The organism is Faecousia intestinalis, assembly GCF_040096185.1.
GTDB lineage: Bacteria > Bacillota > Clostridia > Oscillospirales > Oscillospiraceae > JAZOXB01.
The window spans coordinates 1-14938 of sequence record NZ_JBBMFF010000106.1 but is presented as its reverse complement, the minus strand read 5'-3'; the positions used below and the strand labels follow the sequence as shown (position 1 = coordinate 14938).

The 14938-nt window shown below is 61.3% G+C and carries 14 protein-coding genes; 7 read left to right on the top strand and 7 right to left on the bottom strand.

Annotated features, from left to right (window positions below):
- Nucleotides 1-55: 55 nt before the first annotated feature.
- From WMO66_RS01920 to WMO66_RS01900, 5 genes are all read right to left on the bottom strand, one after another.
- A complete protein-coding gene (locus WMO66_RS01920; RefSeq protein WP_349134725.1) occupies nucleotides 56-1057 on the bottom strand; it encodes a GGGtGRT protein in 1002 nt (333 codons plus the stop codon).
- Nucleotides 1058-1072: 15 nt separating this feature from the next.
- A complete protein-coding gene (locus WMO66_RS01915) occupies nucleotides 1073-1765 on the bottom strand; it encodes an iron-sulfur cluster assembly scaffold protein (protein ID WP_349134724.1) in 693 nt (230 codons plus the stop codon).
- A 269-nt stretch (nucleotides 1766-2034) separates the two neighbouring features.
- Nucleotides 2035-3384, bottom strand: coding sequence for a phosphodiester glycosidase family protein (locus WMO66_RS01910; RefSeq protein ID WP_349134723.1), 1350 nt, complete (start codon nucleotides 3382-3384; stop codon nucleotides 2035-2037).
- A gap of 138 nt (nucleotides 3385-3522) precedes the next feature.
- A complete protein-coding gene (locus WMO66_RS01905) occupies nucleotides 3523-4575 on the bottom strand; it encodes an aldo/keto reductase (protein WP_349134722.1) in 1053 nt (350 codons plus the stop codon).
- Complete coding sequence (locus WMO66_RS01900) at nucleotides 4572-7205, bottom strand: NYN domain-containing protein (RefSeq protein ID WP_349134721.1); 2634 nt, start codon at nucleotides 7203-7205, stop codon at nucleotides 4572-4574. The genes WMO66_RS01905 and WMO66_RS01900 overlap by 4 nt, the downstream gene beginning before the upstream one ends.
- Before the next feature lie 162 nt (nucleotides 7206-7367).
- Here WMO66_RS01900 and WMO66_RS01895 point away from each other — a divergent pair, with 162 nt between their 5' ends.
- Nucleotides 7368-8453 (top strand): putative NPN-dependent ornithine cyclodeaminase, encoded by a 1086-nt coding sequence (locus WMO66_RS01895; protein WP_349134720.1) that lies wholly within the window; start codon nucleotides 7368-7370, stop codon nucleotides 8451-8453.
- A 219-nt stretch (nucleotides 8454-8672) separates the two neighbouring features.
- Here the strand turns inward: WMO66_RS01895 and WMO66_RS01890 are convergent, their stop codons facing one another.
- On the bottom strand, nucleotides 8673-9086 hold the full coding sequence (locus WMO66_RS01890) for a GerW family sporulation protein (RefSeq protein WP_349134719.1): 414 nt from the start codon (nucleotides 9084-9086) through the stop codon (nucleotides 8673-8675).
- 15 nt (nucleotides 9087-9101) lie between these two features.
- Nucleotides 9102-9695: a DUF2953 domain-containing protein gene (locus tag WMO66_RS01885; protein ID WP_349134718.1), complete on the bottom strand. Its 594-nt coding sequence runs from the start codon at nucleotides 9693-9695 to the stop codon at nucleotides 9102-9104.
- Nucleotides 9696-9818: 123 nt separating this feature from the next.
- Here WMO66_RS01885 and WMO66_RS01880 point away from each other — a divergent pair, with 123 nt between their 5' ends.
- The 6 genes from WMO66_RS01880 (at nucleotide 9819) to tuf (ending at nucleotide 14896) form a co-directional block, all read left to right on the top strand.
- Entirely contained in the window at nucleotides 9819-10013 is a 195-nt protein-coding gene (locus WMO66_RS01880) for a hypothetical protein (RefSeq protein ID WP_349134717.1), read from the top strand.
- Nucleotides 10014-10138: 125 nt separating this feature from the next.
- Complete coding sequence (locus tag WMO66_RS01875; protein WP_349134716.1) at nucleotides 10139-10378, top strand: ribosomal L7Ae/L30e/S12e/Gadd45 family protein; 240 nt, start codon at nucleotides 10139-10141, stop codon at nucleotides 10376-10378.
- Between the two features lie 86 nt (nucleotides 10379-10464).
- Nucleotides 10465-10887, top strand: a complete 423-nt coding sequence (gene rpsL / locus WMO66_RS01870) for a 30S ribosomal protein S12 (RefSeq protein WP_349134715.1) — start codon at nucleotides 10465-10467, stop codon at nucleotides 10885-10887.
- Nucleotides 10888-11026: 139 nt separating this feature from the next.
- A complete protein-coding gene (rpsG, locus tag WMO66_RS01865) occupies nucleotides 11027-11497 on the top strand; it encodes a 30S ribosomal protein S7 (protein ID WP_349134714.1) in 471 nt (156 codons plus the stop codon).
- Nucleotides 11498-11518: 21 nt separating this feature from the next.
- Nucleotides 11519-13597, top strand: coding sequence for an elongation factor G (gene fusA, locus WMO66_RS01860; RefSeq protein ID WP_349134713.1), 2079 nt, complete (start codon nucleotides 11519-11521; stop codon nucleotides 13595-13597).
- 93 nt (nucleotides 13598-13690) lie between these two features.
- Nucleotides 13691-14896 carry an elongation factor Tu gene (gene tuf / locus WMO66_RS01855; protein ID WP_349134712.1) on the top strand — a complete coding sequence of 402 codons (1206 nt, stop codon included), beginning with the start codon at nucleotides 13691-13693 and terminating at the stop codon, nucleotides 14894-14896.
- The last annotated feature ends 42 nt before the right edge of the window (nucleotides 14897-14938 follow it).

Sequence of the window (14938 nt, the reverse complement as noted above, 5' to 3'; positions counted from 1 at the left end):
GCGAACCGCCGGTGGCGGTTCGCCACATTACCCATGGGAGCGGGGAAGAAACAAATTACTTCTTGAGAGCCTCTTCGACAGCAACCGCGACGGCGACGGTAGCACCGACCATGGGGTTGTTGCCCATGCCCAGGAAGCCCATCATCTCGACGTGAGCCGGGACAGAGGAGGAACCTGCAAACTGTGCATCGGAATGCATGCGGCCCATGGTATCGGTCATGCCGTAGGAAGCGGGACCGGCGGCCATGTTATCCGGATGCAGCGTACGGCCCGTGCCGCCGCCGGAAGCGACGGAGAAGTACTTCTTGCCCTGCTCGATGCACTCCTTCTTGTAGGTGCCTGCGACCGGGTGCTGGAAGCGGGTCGGGTTCGTGGAATTGCCGGTGATGGAGACATCGACACCCTCGTGATGCATGATGGCAACGCCCTCGCGGACGTCGTCAGCACCGTAGCAGCGGACATCGGCGCGCTCGCCCTCGGAGTAGCGGATCTCGTTGACGATCTTCAGCTCGCCGGTGTAGTAGTCGAACTTCGTCTGCACATAGGTGAAGCCGTTGATGCGGGAGATGATCTGAGCGGCATCCTTGCCGAGGCCGTTCAGAATGACGCGCAGCGGGGTCTTGCGTGCCTTGTTGGCGTTGCGGACGATGCCGATGGCGCCTTCGGCGGCGGCAAAGGACTCATGACCGGCCAGGAACGCGAAGCACTTGGACTCCTCGCTCAGCAGCATGGCGCCGAGGTTGCCGTGGCCAAGGCCGACCTTGCGGTCTTCGGCGACGGAGCCGTCGATGCAGAAGGACTGCAGGCCTTCGCCGATCTTCTTGGCGGCTTCGGCGGCGGTGGTGACACCGGACTTCAGCGCGATGGCTGCGCCGACGGTGTAAGCCCAGCAGGCGTTCTCGAAGCAGATGGGCTGGATGCCCTTGACGATCTCATACGGATCGAAGCCCTTCGCCTTGCACAGCTCGCGGCACTCCTCGACGGAGCCGATGCCATACTGCGCAAGAACGCCGTTGATCTTGTCGATTCTTCTTTCGTAACTTTCAAACAAAGCCATGGTGCGCTCCTCCTCTTATTCCTGACGCGGGTCGATGTACTTCGCGGCGTTGTCGAACTGGCCGTAGTGACCCTTGGCCTTCTCCATTGCCGTGGCGGGCTCATCACCCTTCTTGATGAAGTCCATCATCTTGCCGAGGTTGATGAATTCGTAGCCGACGATCTCGTCGAGCTTGTTGAGCGCGACGCGGGTGACATAGCCCTCGGCCATCTCCAGATAGCGCGGGCCCTTCGCCTTCGTGGCGAACATCGTGCCGACCTGGCTGCGCAGGCCCTTGCCGAGGTCTTCCATGGAAGCGCCGACGGACAGGCCGTTCTCGGAGAACGCGCTCTGGGTGCGGCCGTAGACGATCTGCAGGAACAGCTCACGCATGGCGGTGTTGATGGCGTCGCAGACGAGGTCGGTGTTCAGAGCTTCGAGGATGGTCTTGCCGATGAGGATCTCAGAAGCCATAGCGGCGGAATGCGTCATGCCGGAGCAGCCGATGGTCTCGACGAGAGCTTCCTCGATGACGCCGTTTTTCACGTTGAGGGTGAGCTTGCAGGCGCCCTGCTGCGGCGCGCACCAGCCGACACCATGCGTAAAGCCGGAAATGTCGCTGATCTCCTTCGCCTGGACCCACTTGCCTTCCTCAGGAATGGGCGCCGGGCCATGGTATGCACCCTTTGCAACCGGGCACATATGCTGTACTTCAGTCGTGTAAATCATTGCAAAAATCCTTTCCATTGTTTGCTTGCGTCTGCGGGCAGGCGCAAAAAAATGACGATTTTCCCGCCGGGCAGCGGGAAGTCCGCAGCAAAACGCAACTCGCGGATTCTAACCGTATTATACCGATATTCTTGCGGAATGTCAACGTGGATTTCGACAGGCTTCCGGACAAAATGCCGCCATGCGGCACGGTTTCCCCGGACAAATTCCACAAAAGCCGAAAAAACTGCTGCATGCGCGGGGCATGCAGCAGAATGGGACCCAAAATATTATTGGCCTGCGCCATCGCCGCCGTAGAGCCAGGCGTTCGGCAGCATGCGGGACGTGATGCTGGTGTTGGAGCACTTCGTCACATACTCGCCGTCGTACCACAGAACGGCGCTCGTGCCGCCGTCCAGATTCAGGGCCTGATAGGCCTTGTGGCGCATGAGGATGTCGGTGCAGGTCTCGATCGTCGTGCCGTAGGAGCGGGTCGGCATACGCCCCTCGATGACAAGCATGAGGATCTCCTTCTTCTCGGACTGACCGATGCAGGCGCGCGGCTGGATGCCGTTGAAGGCCTCGTAGTTCTCCACGGCGGGCTCACCGTCCACAACGAGGGCGGGCCAGAATTCCACGGCGTCCGTCGTGTCGGCTGCGACCGGTGCGGAGGCGTCCGTGACGTAGAGCAGGTTGCTCTCGCGCAGCTCGACGCGCTTGTAGCCGGTGACGACATAGTGCTCGCCGTAGCTCTCACCCTGCGACATGGCATAGCCCGCGAGCTCACCGCCGGAGCCGTTGCCGTCCGGATCGATAAAGCCGCTGCCCGTCATGCCGAGCACGGCGTCGTGCGCTGAGGCGATGGCCTCGAGCTGCTGGCCCCAGCTGCCGATATAGGCGGAAGGCGCGTTATACAGCTGCGAAGGGTCCTTGGCGATGGCGAGCACACCCTGATAGCCGCTGCCCTCCACGCGGACGAGCAGGATCTTGTTCTTTGCGTCGACGGCGAGCACCCGCTCGCCCATGGCGGTGTAGATATCGGTGCCGTCGTCATTCAGACCGGCTTCATTGATATAGATGTTGTCCCAGCCGTTGGCAGTCACATCGGGATGGGCGCTGACGTAGTCCTCAAACGAAATGCGGTCCAGCTCCCAGAACAGCTCATAGAAGCGCTCCTCGTCCGTCTGGGACGTCGGCTCCGTCGGGGCGACGGTCTCACCGTTCTTGTCTGTGGCATCCGAGGCGGAGATCTTGTCCCAGGTACTGATCTTGCCCTCCTGATCCTTGCGGGCCTGATCCTGACGGGCCACGACCTCGTCGATCATATAGGAAGGCAGGAACCATTTGGCAAGCCACTGATGGGAGAGCGTGTTCATGGCGGTCTCAATATAGGCCTCACGGAGCGATTTGATCGCCGGGATATCCGTGAAGACCACAAAGCAGTAAAGACCCTCCAGTGCCAGGACGATCGTCAGCAGCACGGCGGCCACACGCAGACCACGGTTCGGTTTTTTCGCCTTTTTCCGGCGTTTCTGCGCCTGCTCGGAAGGATCCGGTTCATATTGCCGATCGCGGGGATCGGTCTCGTTGCGTTTGATGGCGCATTCCTCCTTTTGGACATTTTTCCTACATTCTAGCACATCCGGCATGCGGAGTAAATATGGGAAGTTTTGCGGTTTTGTGAATTTTTCGATGTCTCCGCGCCGATGTACAACGATTTGACGGGAAAACGGCCGAAATGTTCGGCATGCCGCCACCAAATTTTCGGGGCTGCCGGTTTATTTCTGTGCGGGGCGGAGATAGGAGCCCGTGCTGACCTCTCCCGCCAGAATGCGGCGGTAGTCCGCCAGATTGCGCTTGAGCAGATTGGGCGTGTCCAGCTCATAGGGACAGCGGCTCTTGCACTGGCCACAGCCGAGGCAGTGCTCGATCTTCTCCATTTCGGCCTGCATGGCGGGGGCCAGCCAGCTCTCGGACGGCGCGCGGCGGATCATCAGGGAGATGCGCGCGCACTGGTTGATCTGGATCCCGGCCGGGCAGGGCAGGCAGTAGCCGCAGCCGCGGCAGAATTCGCCGGTCAGCTCGCCGCGCTCCTTCTCGATAAAGCTGCGCAGCTCCGGCGTCAGCGAGGCGGGAGTCCGGAAGAAGCCGAGCCACTGCTCCAGCTCCTCCGGGCGCTGGATGCCCCAGATGGGAAGCACGTTGTCATACTGCGCGATGTAGGCAAAGGCGGCGTCGGCGTTCGTGACGAGGCCGCCTGCCAGCGCTTTCATGGCGATCAGGCCCATGTTCGCTTTGCGGCAGCTCTCGGCCAGCGCGGCCTCGCGCGGCGTAGAGAGATAGCTGAAGGGATATTGCAGCGTTTCATAGAGACCGGAGGCGATGATGTCCTCTGCAACGCCGATCTTGTGCGCCGTGATGCCGATATGGCGGATCTTGCCCTGCGCCTTTGCCTCGAGCATGGCCTCGTACATGCCGGTGCCGTCACCGGGACGGTAGCACTGACCGGCCATGTGGAATTGGTAGATATCAATGTAGTCGCGCTGCAGCAGGCGCAGCGACGTTTCCAGATCGGCCCGGAGGGCCTCGGGCGTCTTGGCGGCGGTCTTCGTGGCGACATACAGGCCGTCCCAGTGCCCGCCGAAGGCAAGACCGAGCTTTTCCTCGCTGTCCGTATAGGCGCGGGCCGTGTCGAAGAAGCGCATGCCGCCCTCGCGGGCGCGGCGGAGCAGGCGGACGGCCTCGTCCGCGCTCACGCGCTGGATGGGAAGTGCGCCAAAGGCGTTCTGCGGAACGGTGATGCCGGTCGTGCCGAGTGTGATCTGTTTCATATCGGTTCCTCCTTGTCGGGATTTGATTTTGGATCGAGGGCGCGCAGCGGGCTTTCCTGCCCGGCCGCGTGGCGGGCTTCCTCGCGCAGACGGCGCAGAACGGCGGCGATCTCGCCGTTCGTCCGCTCGAGCTCGCGCTCCAGCTCTGCGGCGGAGACGCGCAGCACGCCGCTGCGCAGGGCGGAGAGCTGGATGAGGGCGTCGGACGTCGCCACGCGGACGGCGTAGTTTTTGCCGATCTTGCCGACGAGCGTTTCGATATAGAGGTCGGCGCTCTCATCCTCCTGCGTGTAGACGACGCGCAGATTATTGTGGCTGCTGCGGGAGCCGGTGCCGCCCCTGACGCGGTAGCTGTCGAACACGACGATGAGTTCGCAGGGGTGGAAGCCGCAGTAATTGCTCAGAAGGTCCAGCAGGCGCTCGCGAGCGCCGCTGAGATCATATCCCGCCTGCTCACGCAGCCCGTCCCACGCAAAGATCATGTTGTAGCCGTCTACGATGAGGTATTCTTTCCGGCGGGGCGGCAGGGTGACGGCTGCCTCGGCCTTGGCGGCGGGCGGCCGGTACAGCGGCGTCTTCTGCGGGCCGAATTCCCGCTCGATGATGCGCTGCAGCTCCTTTTCGTCCAGATCGAGGTTCTGTGTGCGGACGCGCGGCGCAGCGGCGGGCGCGGCTGCGGGCTTCGGCCGCAGGACAGATTCAAGGTGCATGTTCTCCTCGACCTGATCCCACGGGATGGTGATGCCCGCGCCGTGGGAGCAGAAAACGGAATCCGGCGTATTTTCAAGGTCGGCCGCCGGATCATAGGCCAGCGCAGCCACGACGGCTTCGGTGTTATGGCAGGGAAAATAGCCTGCGACCTCGCAGCTCAGCCGCCCGCGGCCGCGGGTATAGGCGGCCACATCCCGCGCGTAGTCGCGAAGCTCGGAGACGGGCGCGCGGCCCTGCAGCAGCGTGCCGCCCGGCGTTTCGACCGGGGGATCAAAGCTGCCGCTCTTTGCGCGGATGTCAGAAATGGCCCGGCCGATCTGCTCGGGCGGAACGGTCAGGCGGAAGGCGTAATACGGCTCAAGCAGGATGCTCTCGGCCTTCATCAGGCCCTGCCGCACGGCGCGGTAGGTCGCCTGCCGGAAGTCGCCGCCCTCTGTGTGCTTCAGATGGGCGCGCCCGGCGGCCAGCGTGATGCGCAGGTCCGTGACGGGGGAGCCGGTCAGCACGCCGAGGTGCTGCTTTTCCTGCAGATGCGTCAGGATGAGGCGCTGCCAGTTCCGGTCCAGCACGTCCTCGCTGCAGACGGTGTCGAATACGAGGCCGCTGCCCTGCGGCAGGGGAGCGAGGATCAGGTGGACTTCGGCATAATGCCGCAGCGGCTCAAAGTGGCCGACACCCTCGACGGGCGCGGCGATGGTCTCGCGGTAGGAGATGCGGCCGGTGTCGAACGTGACGTCCCAGCCGAAGCGCATGCGGATGAGGCTCTGCAGGATTTCCAGCTGCACCGCGCCCATGAGCTGCACGCGAATTTCGCGCAGGCGGGCGTCCCAGACCATGCGCAGCTGCGGCTCCTCCTCCTCGAGCAGGCGGAGCTTCGGCAGCGCCAGCTGCGGGTCGAGGTCGGCGGGCAGACGGATGCAGTAGCTCATCACGGGCTCCAGCGCCGCGCCGCGGTCCGGGGCGGCATCGCCGAGCGTATCCCCGGCCAGCAGGCCGCTCAGGCCGAGCGCGGCGCAGACGTCTCCGGCCGGGACCTGCTGCACGGCTTCAAATTCCGCGCCGGAATACAGGCGCAGCTGCGTGACCTTCGCCTCCAGCGGCTCGCCGTCCGGGCGATGGCAGCGCACGGCGGAGCGGACGGCAAGCGTGCCGCCCGTGACCTTCAGAAACGTCAGGCGATTGCCCTGCAGATCATGGGCGATCTGATAGACGCGGGCCGAAAGCTCCGCGGGATAGACAGGCACGGGCGCAAGGCACTCCAGCGCCCGCAGCAGCTCGTCGATGCCGTCAAGCTGCCGCGCCGAGCCGAACAGGCAGGGAAACAGCTCCCGCTTTGCCACGGCGTCGGCGGCAAGGGCGTCATCCAATGCGCCGGTGTTCAGAAAGTGCTCCAGCAGGGCTTCGGAGCTGAGGGCGACGGACTCGGCGTCGTCCAGCGCGGCACAGCGGTCGCTGAGCGCGGTGCGCGCATCGGCCAGCAGGGCGGCGCGGTCTGCGCCGGGCAGGTCCATTTTATTGAAGAACAGGACGACGGGCACGCCGTAGTGCTGCAGCAGCCGCCAGAGCGTCAGCGTGTGGCCCTGCACGCCGTCCGTGCCGCTGACGAGCAGCAGCGCGCAGTCGATGACGGGCATGACGCGCTCGGCCTCCGGCGCAAAATCGGCATGGCCCGGCGTGTCGAGCAGGGTGACGGCGAGACGCTCCGTTTCAAAGCGCGCCTGCTTGGAAAAGATCGTGATGCCGCGCGCCCGCTCCAGCTCGTGCGTGTCGAGATGGGCGTCGCCGCGGTCAACACGGCCGAGCGTGCGCAGCGCGCCGGTCTTGTAGAGCAGCGCCTCGGAAAGCGTGGTCTTCCCGGCGTCCACCTGAGCAAAAATGCCGAGCACGAGCCGCCGCTTTCCTCCCTTTTGCGCCTCCATGCGCAGCACCTCCCTGTTTTTGTCGAATCATTTCAAATTAGTATACCACAGGAAGCCGGACTTCGCAACTGCCCGCGATTTGCCCTCTTGAAACCTGCCGCGGAATCCGGTATACTATGCTCATCCGAGCAACAAATTACTAATACCAAGGGGGACAAGACCATGTTCCAGCTCAGACCTTATTTTCCGCCTGATTTTTCCGAGCAGCGCTTCCACAACGCGCCGGATGCCGTCTGCGTGCCCGCCCCGTTTGACGGCGTTGCGCCGGAGCATTACCACGCCATGAGCATTTTCCCCGAGTATTTCAAGGTGAACGGCCAGTGGCTCCTTGCAGAGGAAAGCCGCATGGACTGCGTTGCCGTGTATGAAAACGGCCGCATTATCGTCCGCGAGTTCCGCCTGCTGCGCAAGGGCGACCTGGTGTTCACCGGCCGGACCGAGGATGCCACGGACGGCATCTATGTGCACCCGAACGGCTTCCGCGAGGAGGAGAAGGAAAAGGAGACGTTTGCCTTCCGCCAGAACCGCTCGCGTGAGACGGCCTTCTCCCGCGATTATGACGAGCTGTATGACCTGCTGCGCCACGAGCGTGACCACGGCAAGATCGTCTGGGTCATGGGCCCGGCCTTCGCCTTTGACCATGACGCCCGCGCGGCCATGGCCAAGCTGATCGAAAACGGCTATGTCCACGCCATTCTGGCGGGCAACGCGCTGGCCACGCACGATCTGGAGGCTGCCTACCTTAAGACGGCGCTCGGGCAGGACATCTACACGCAGCGCTCCGTGCCGAACGGCCACTATCATCATCTTGACACCATCAACCGCGTGCGCTATCACGGCAGCATCGCAAATTTCATCCAAAACGAAAACATCCACGACGGCATCATCTACAGCTGCGAAAAGTGCGGCGTTCCCTATGTGCTCGGCGGCTCCATCCGCGACGACGGCCCGCTGCCTCCGGTCTACGGCGACGTCTATGCGGCGCAGAACGCCATGCGCGACCAGATCCGCAGCGCAACGACCGTCATCAGCATGGCGACGATGCTCCACACCATCGCCACGGGCAACATGACGCCCTCGTTCCGCGTTCTGCCGGACGGCACGGTGCGGCAGGTGTATTTCTACTGCGTCGATGTGTCGGAATTCGTGGTGAACAAGCTGGCCGACCGCGGCAGCCTGTCCGCCCGCGGCATCGTGACGAATGTGCAGGACTTCGTTGTGAATTTACAAAAGGGCCTTGGACTCTAAAAGACTGTTGGGAAAGCCCTTTGGGCTTTCCCAACAAAAAGATCGCAGTCCGCTGCGCGCACAAATCGTCCGCCAAAGGCGGGCGATTTGCACACTGGCGGACTGAGCGGTATTTTCTCCGACGTACACGCCGCCGGAGAAAATGATCTTATTTTTTTCGCCGCCTGCGGGCAGCGAACTCTGCGAGGCTTTTGATACGCTGCGCAGGCGGCCGGTGCGTCAACGAGACTTCTTTTTTCCTGTCTTTGCCGGAAGCGTTTCTTCGGCCTTGGCCGCCTTCTTTTCCGCGGCGGCCTGCCGGACCTTTTCGGCCAGCGGGGCAAGCTGCGCCAGCAGCGATTTTTCTTCCTTTGCGGGCTGCTCGAGCGTCAGCACCTGCACCTCCTGCCCGCACACGGCCAGGAAGGCGACCGGCGTCTTTGCCAGTCTTGCGCCGCTGCCTGCCGCGGCGGCATCATTGCGCGTGCGTGCGGGCAGATCACTCCCGCCGCCTGCAAAGCCGCAGGAGATGCTGCTGACGGGAATGAGCGTGTCGTCGCCGACGTGCAGCGGTTCGCCCGCAACGGACTGCGAATCCGCAAGGGCCTGCGTGCGGTCGGCGGTGAATTCCAATACTTTCAGAAGCTCTTTCATGACGCTCCTCCTTATTTATAAGGTATTGCGGACATTCTCCGCCAGCAGATGGAAGAAGGCCCGCACGATGAGAATAGCGCGAAGCGAGAATTTTGCGGAAAATTCGACGTTCGTCTGCGGCTCCTCCGTGCAGGTCACGGCGACGTCCGGCCTGCGGAAACGGATAGCGGACTGCAGCAGCCCGAGCACGGGATACAGCGCCGCGCACACCATGCCGTAGTCCAGCGCCGCATCGGCGGGATCGCCCGCGCCGACGGCGATGTGCAGGGAAAAGCGGCGGAACGTGCCGCGGTGCAGCAGCCAGAACACGCGCCCGAGCAGGGTGCGCAGCACAGCGCCGAGCTCACACAGCGTGGCGGCAGCACCCTTGGCAGAAACGGCGCTGCGCGCGTTGGCCGTGCTGCTGACATCACGCAGACCGAGCAGCGTGAAGACCTGCTCCATGAGCTTTTCGTTCGGCTCGCCGTCCGGGCGGATGGTCAGGAACGTATAGCGGGCGTAAAACGAAAACCCCGCCTCCGGCGTAAAGGCAAGATAGATATGCAGCGGAAGCAGCAGGAGCAGTGCGAGGAACGCACACAGCCCCAGCAGGATCCAGAGTGCCAGCATGGCGCGCCTCCTGTCTGTCGATGCTTTTTATCAGATCCTCAGATCTGGTTTTATTATAATGCAGCCGCCCGGTTTTTACAAGCGGGAATCGAAAACGGCTGCGCGGGAAAGGAGAAAAATCGGATGGAACAGTGCTTTTCCGGCTACTGCCGCGCGCTCGATGCGTCGCGCGTCGTGATGGCCGACACGGACGACGGTGCTGCGGACTGCGATTTTCCGGCGTGCCTCCATGCGCCGGTGTGCAAAATTGCCGCGGAATTGCGCGAGTTTTTGGGCGAAATGGTGGAAGAGCCCGCGGAACAGACGGAAGAAAAGTGAATTTTCTCCGGACTTCAGAAAAAATTCCGGCAAAACGTGCAAAAAAGATTGACTATTTCGCTTCATTCTGCTATAATTCATGATTGCGTGAGCATGCAAACCGAGCAATCCGGAGGTGTAAAACGGTGCTCGAAGAACTCAACTATGCAGCGCGGATCGTCGGAGTCAAGCAGCTCCGCCGGGCACTTGCCGACGGCAGAGTGCGCAAGGTCTTCCTTGCGGACGATGCGGATCCCGCGCTGACTGACCCCATCCGCGAGGCATGCACGCTCGCCGGTATCCCGGTCGAGACGGCTGCGTCCGCCCGTCAGCTCGGGCAGGCCTGCGGCATTTCCGTGGCGGCTACCGCTGCCGGGGTCATCTGATCTCGTTATCTGCGGAATATTTCCAGATATTCCGGGATAAGATAAACGCTGCAAAGCAGCAGATTTTTGCAAGAAAGGAGAACATCATGCCTACTTTTAATCAGCTGGTCAGAAAGGGCAGAGAGCAGGCGACCTACAAGTCCACCGCACCTGCACTGCAGAAGGGCCTCAACACCCTGAAGAACCGTGCCACCGACCTGTCTTCTCCCCAGAAGAGAGGCGTCTGCACCGCAGTCAGAACCACCACCCCGAAGAAGCCGAACTCCGCTCTGCGTAAGATCGCGCGTGTCCGCCTGACGAACGGCTACGAAGTGTCCGCTTATATCCCCGGCGTCGGCCACAACCTGCAGGAGCACTCCGTCGTTCTGATCCGCGGCGGCCGTGTCAAGGACCTCCCCGGCGTGCGTTACCACATCATCCGCGGTACGCTCGATACCCAGGGTGTGAATGGCCGTATGCAGGCCCGTTCCAAGTACGGTCAGAAGCGTCCGAAGGCCAAGAAGAAGTAATTCCCCGTGCCGCAAGGCATCCTGCCTTGCCATGATGTTCTTGAAAATACGTTTTTGGGAATCTCTGGCACGGCACCAACAGTAGCAAGGGCTATTGAAGTACCTATGAAATCATTTTTTTATGAAGGAGGGAAGCGAAGTGCCCAGAAGAGGTAATGTTCCCAAGAGAGAGGTCCTTCCGGATCCTGTCTATAATTCCACTCTGGTGACTAAGCTCGTCAACAGCGTCATGCTCGACGGCAAGAAGGGCGTTGCCCAGCGCGTCGTCTATGACGCATTCCAGATCGTCGAGACCAAGACCGGCAAGAACGGTCTGGACGCTTTCCAGCAGGCAATGGAAAACATCATGCCTTCCCTGGAAATCAAGTCCCGCCGCGTGGGCGGCGCAACCTATCAGGTTCCTCTGGAGGTTCGCCCGGAGCGCCGTCAGACGCTCGGCCTGCGCTGGCTGACTGCTTATTCCCGCAAGCGCAGCGAAAAGACCATGAAAGAGCGCCTCGCCGGCGAGATCATGGACGCCTGCAACAACACCGGCGCCTCTGTGAAGAAGCGCGAAGATACCCACAAGATGGCAGAAGCGAACAAGGCATTCTCCCATTTCCGCTGGTAAACAAATCAAAGGAGTTACCCAATGCCGAGAAAATACTCGCTTGAGAATACAAGAAATATTGGTATCATGGCGCACATCGACGCCGGCAAAACCACCACGACCGAGCGTATCCTGTTCTACACCGGCCGCACCTACAAGATCGGTGAGACCCACGAGGGCACGGCTACCATGGACTGGATGGAGCAGGAGCAGGAGCGCGGCATCACCATCACGTCCGCTGCAACGACCTGCTTCTGGCGTCACTGCCGCATCAACATCATCGACACCCCGGGCCACGTTGACTTCACGGTTGAGGTCGAGCGTTCCCTGCGCGTGCTCGACGGTGCTGTGACGGTCCTGTGCGCAAAGGGCGGCGTGGAGCCCCAGACGGAGACCGTCTGGCGTCAGGCCGACAAGTATCATGTCCCGCGCATGGTGTATATCAATAAGATGGACATCATGGGCGCGAATTTCTACAATGTTCTCAACATGATGCATGAACGGCTGAAGTGTAACGCCGTCCCCATTCAGCTCCCCATTGGTGCGGAGTCCGATTTCCGCGGCGTGGTCGACCTGATCCGCATGAAGGCCTTTGTCTTCTACGATGAGCTGGGCAAGGATGTCCGCGAGGAGAAGATCCCCGAGGACCTGACCGAGCTTGCGCAGGAATACCACGAGAAGCTGCTCGATGCCGTCTCCGATCAGGATGACGCCATCATGGAGCTCTACCTCAGCGGTGAGGAAGTGCCCGAGGACATGATCCGCGCTGCCATCCGCAAGGCGACCATCGCCGTGCAGATGGTGCCCGTGACCTGCGGCACCTCTTATAAGAACAAGGGCGTTCAGGAATTGCTCGACGCCATCGTCGACTTCATGCCGTCTCCCCTCGACAAGAAGGGCATCGCCGGTGTGAACCCGAAGACTGACGAAGAGGACTTCCGCCCGGCGGACGACAACGCACCGTTCTCCGCTCTGGCCTTCAAGATCGCGACCGACCCGTATGTCGGCAAGCTGTGCTTCTTCCGCGTTTATTCCGGCAGCCTCGACAAGGGCTCGACCGTTCTGAACTCCACGAAGGGCACCCGCGAGCGCCTGGGCCGCATCCTGCAGATGCACGCCAATCACCGCGAGGATATCGACACGGTCTATGCCGGCGATATCGCTGCCGCCGTCGGTGTGAAGAACACCACGACCGGCGACACGTTCTGCGATGAGAAGCATCCGATCATCCTCGAGTCCATGGAATTCCCCGAGCCCGTTATCCGCGTGGCCATCGAGCCGAAGACCAAGGCCGGTCAGGAGAAGATGGGCATCGCCCTGATGAAGCTGGCCGAGGAGGACCCGACGTTTAAGACCTACACCGACGAAGAGACGGGTCAGACCATCATTGCCGGTATGGGCGAGCTGCATCTGGAGATCATCGTCGATCGCCTGCTGCGCGAGTTCAAGGTCGAGGCCAATGTCGGCGCACCGCAGGTCGCTTACAAGGAAACCGTGAAGGGCAAGGCAGACGTCGATATGAAGTATGCCCGTCAGTCCGGCGGTAAGGGCCAGTACGGTCACGTCAAGATCAAGCTCGAGCCGAACGAGTCCGGCAAGGGCTATGAGTTCATCAATGCCATTGTCGGCGGCGCCATCCCGAAGGAATACATTCCCGCGGTCGACGCCGGTATCCAGGGCGCGATGCAGGCCGGTGTTCTGGCAGGCTATCCCGTCGTGGACGTTAAGGTCACGCTGTATGACGGCTCCTACCATGAGGTCGACTCCTCTGAGATGGCCTTTAAGATCGCCGGTTCCATGGCCTTCAAGGAGGCCTGCCGCAAGGCGCAGCCGGTTATCCTCGAGCCGATCATGAAGGTCAGCGTAATCGTGCCGGAAGAGTATATGGGCGATGTTATCGGCGATATCTCTGCCCGCCGCGGCAACATCCTCGGCATGATCCCGAGAAACGGCTCCACGCAGGTGGATGCCAACGTGCCTCTGTCGCAGATGTTCGGCTATGCAACCGATCTCCGCAGCCGCACGCAGGGCCGTGGACAGTATTCCATGGAGCCGAGCCACTACGTCGAACTGCCGAAGTCCATTCAGCAGGAAATCGTAGAAAAACGCAGCTCCAAGTAAAAAATGCTTGCTATTGCACACCTTTTGGTGTATAGTGTAAGTAAGCGAATATAAAGTTTTTACCATTTACGAATCAAACAGGAGGATTTTTCAATGGCAAAGCAGAAATTTGAAAGAACTAAGCCTCATGTTAACATCGGCACCATCGGCCATGTTGACCACGGCAAGACCACGCTGACCGCTGCCATCACCAAGTGGCTGTCCCTCCAGGGCAGAGCTCAGTTCGAGGCCTATGATTCCATCGATAAGGCTCCGGAAGAGAAGGCTCGTGGTATCACAATCAACACCGCTCACGTTGAGTACGAGACCGAGAAGCGTCACTATGCTCACGTCGACTGCCCGGGCCACGCCGACTATATCAAGAACATGATCACCGGCGCTGCTCAGATGGACGGCGCTATCCTGGTTATCGCTGCTTCCGACGGCCCCATGGCCCAGACGAAGGAGCACCTGCTGCTGGCCCGTCAGGTCGGCGTTCCCGCTATCGTTGTTTACCTGAACAAGTGCGATCAGGTCGATGACGAGGAGCTGCTCGAGCTCGTCGAGATGGAAGTCCGCGAGACCCTGTCTTACTACGAGTTCCCGGGCGACGATGTCCCCATCATCAAGGGCTCCGCTCTGCAGGCTCTGACTTGCGAGAGCAACGACCCCAACGACCCCGCCTATGCCTCCATCAAGGAGCTCATGGACGCAGTTGACGACTATATCCCGACCCCGGACCGCAAGGCTGACATGCCCTTCCTGATGCCGGTCGAGGACGTCTTCACCATCTCCGGCCGCGGCACCGTCGCCACCGGTCGTGTCGAGCGCGGTATCGTCAAGAAGAACGAGCCGGTCGAGATCGTTGGCCTGATGGAAGAGAAGAAGTCCACCGTCGTCACCGATATCGAAATGTTCCACAAGCTGCTGGACTACGCAGAAGCCGGCGACAACATCGGCGCTCTGCTCCGCGGCGTTGACAAGAAGAGCATCGAGCGTGGCCAGGTCCTCTGCAAGCCGGGCTCCATCCATCCGCACACCAAGTTCCGTGGCCAGGTCTATGTCCTGTCCAAGGAAGAAGGCGGCCGTCATACCCCGTTCTTCAACAACTATCGTCCGCAGTTCTATTTCCGTACCACCGACGTCACCGGCATCATCAGCCTCCCCGAGGGTGTTGAGATGTGCATGCCTGGCGACAACATCGACATGGATGTCGAGCTGATCACCCCGATCGCTATCGAGAAGGGCCTCCGCTTCGCTATCCGTGAAGGCGGTCGTACCGTCGGTTCCGGCGTCGTCATCGAGACTGCTGAGAACTAATTCCTGCATATTGCATCTTGAGCCGCTGAGGGAAACCTCAGC

Bases quoted from the DNA above. Each gene is read 5' to 3' on its own strand.
- WMO66_RS01920 (WP_349134725.1), bottom strand. From the start codon at position 1,057: ATGGCTTTGTTTGAAAGTTACGAAAGAAGAATCGACAAGATCAACGGC.
- WMO66_RS01915 (WP_349134724.1), bottom strand. From the start codon at position 1,765: ATGATTTACACGACTGAAGTACAGCATATGTGCCCGGTTGCAAAGGGT.
- WMO66_RS01905 (WP_349134722.1), bottom strand. From the start codon at position 4,575: ATGAAACAGATCACACTCGGCACGACCGGCATCACCGTTCCGCAGAAC.
- WMO66_RS01900 (WP_349134721.1), bottom strand. From the start codon at position 7,205: ATGGAGGCGCAAAAGGGAGGAAAGCGGCGGCTCGTGCTCGGCATTTTT.
- WMO66_RS01895 (WP_349134720.1), top strand. From the start codon at position 7,368: ATGTTCCAGCTCAGACCTTATTTTCCGCCTGATTTTTCCGAGCAGCGC.
- WMO66_RS01890 (WP_349134719.1), bottom strand. From the start codon at position 9,086: ATGAAAGAGCTTCTGAAAGTATTGGAATTCACCGCCGACCGCACGCAG.
- WMO66_RS01885 (WP_349134718.1), bottom strand. From the start codon at position 9,695: ATGCTGGCACTCTGGATCCTGCTGGGGCTGTGTGCGTTCCTCGCACTG.
- WMO66_RS01880 (WP_349134717.1), top strand. From the start codon at position 9,819: ATGGAACAGTGCTTTTCCGGCTACTGCCGCGCGCTCGATGCGTCGCGC.
- rpsL (WP_349134715.1), top strand. From the start codon at position 10,465: ATGCCTACTTTTAATCAGCTGGTCAGAAAGGGCAGAGAGCAGGCGACC.
- fusA (WP_349134713.1), top strand. From the start codon at position 11,519: ATGCCGAGAAAATACTCGCTTGAGAATACAAGAAATATTGGTATCATG.
- tuf (WP_349134712.1), top strand. From the start codon at position 13,691: ATGGCAAAGCAGAAATTTGAAAGAACTAAGCCTCATGTTAACATCGGC.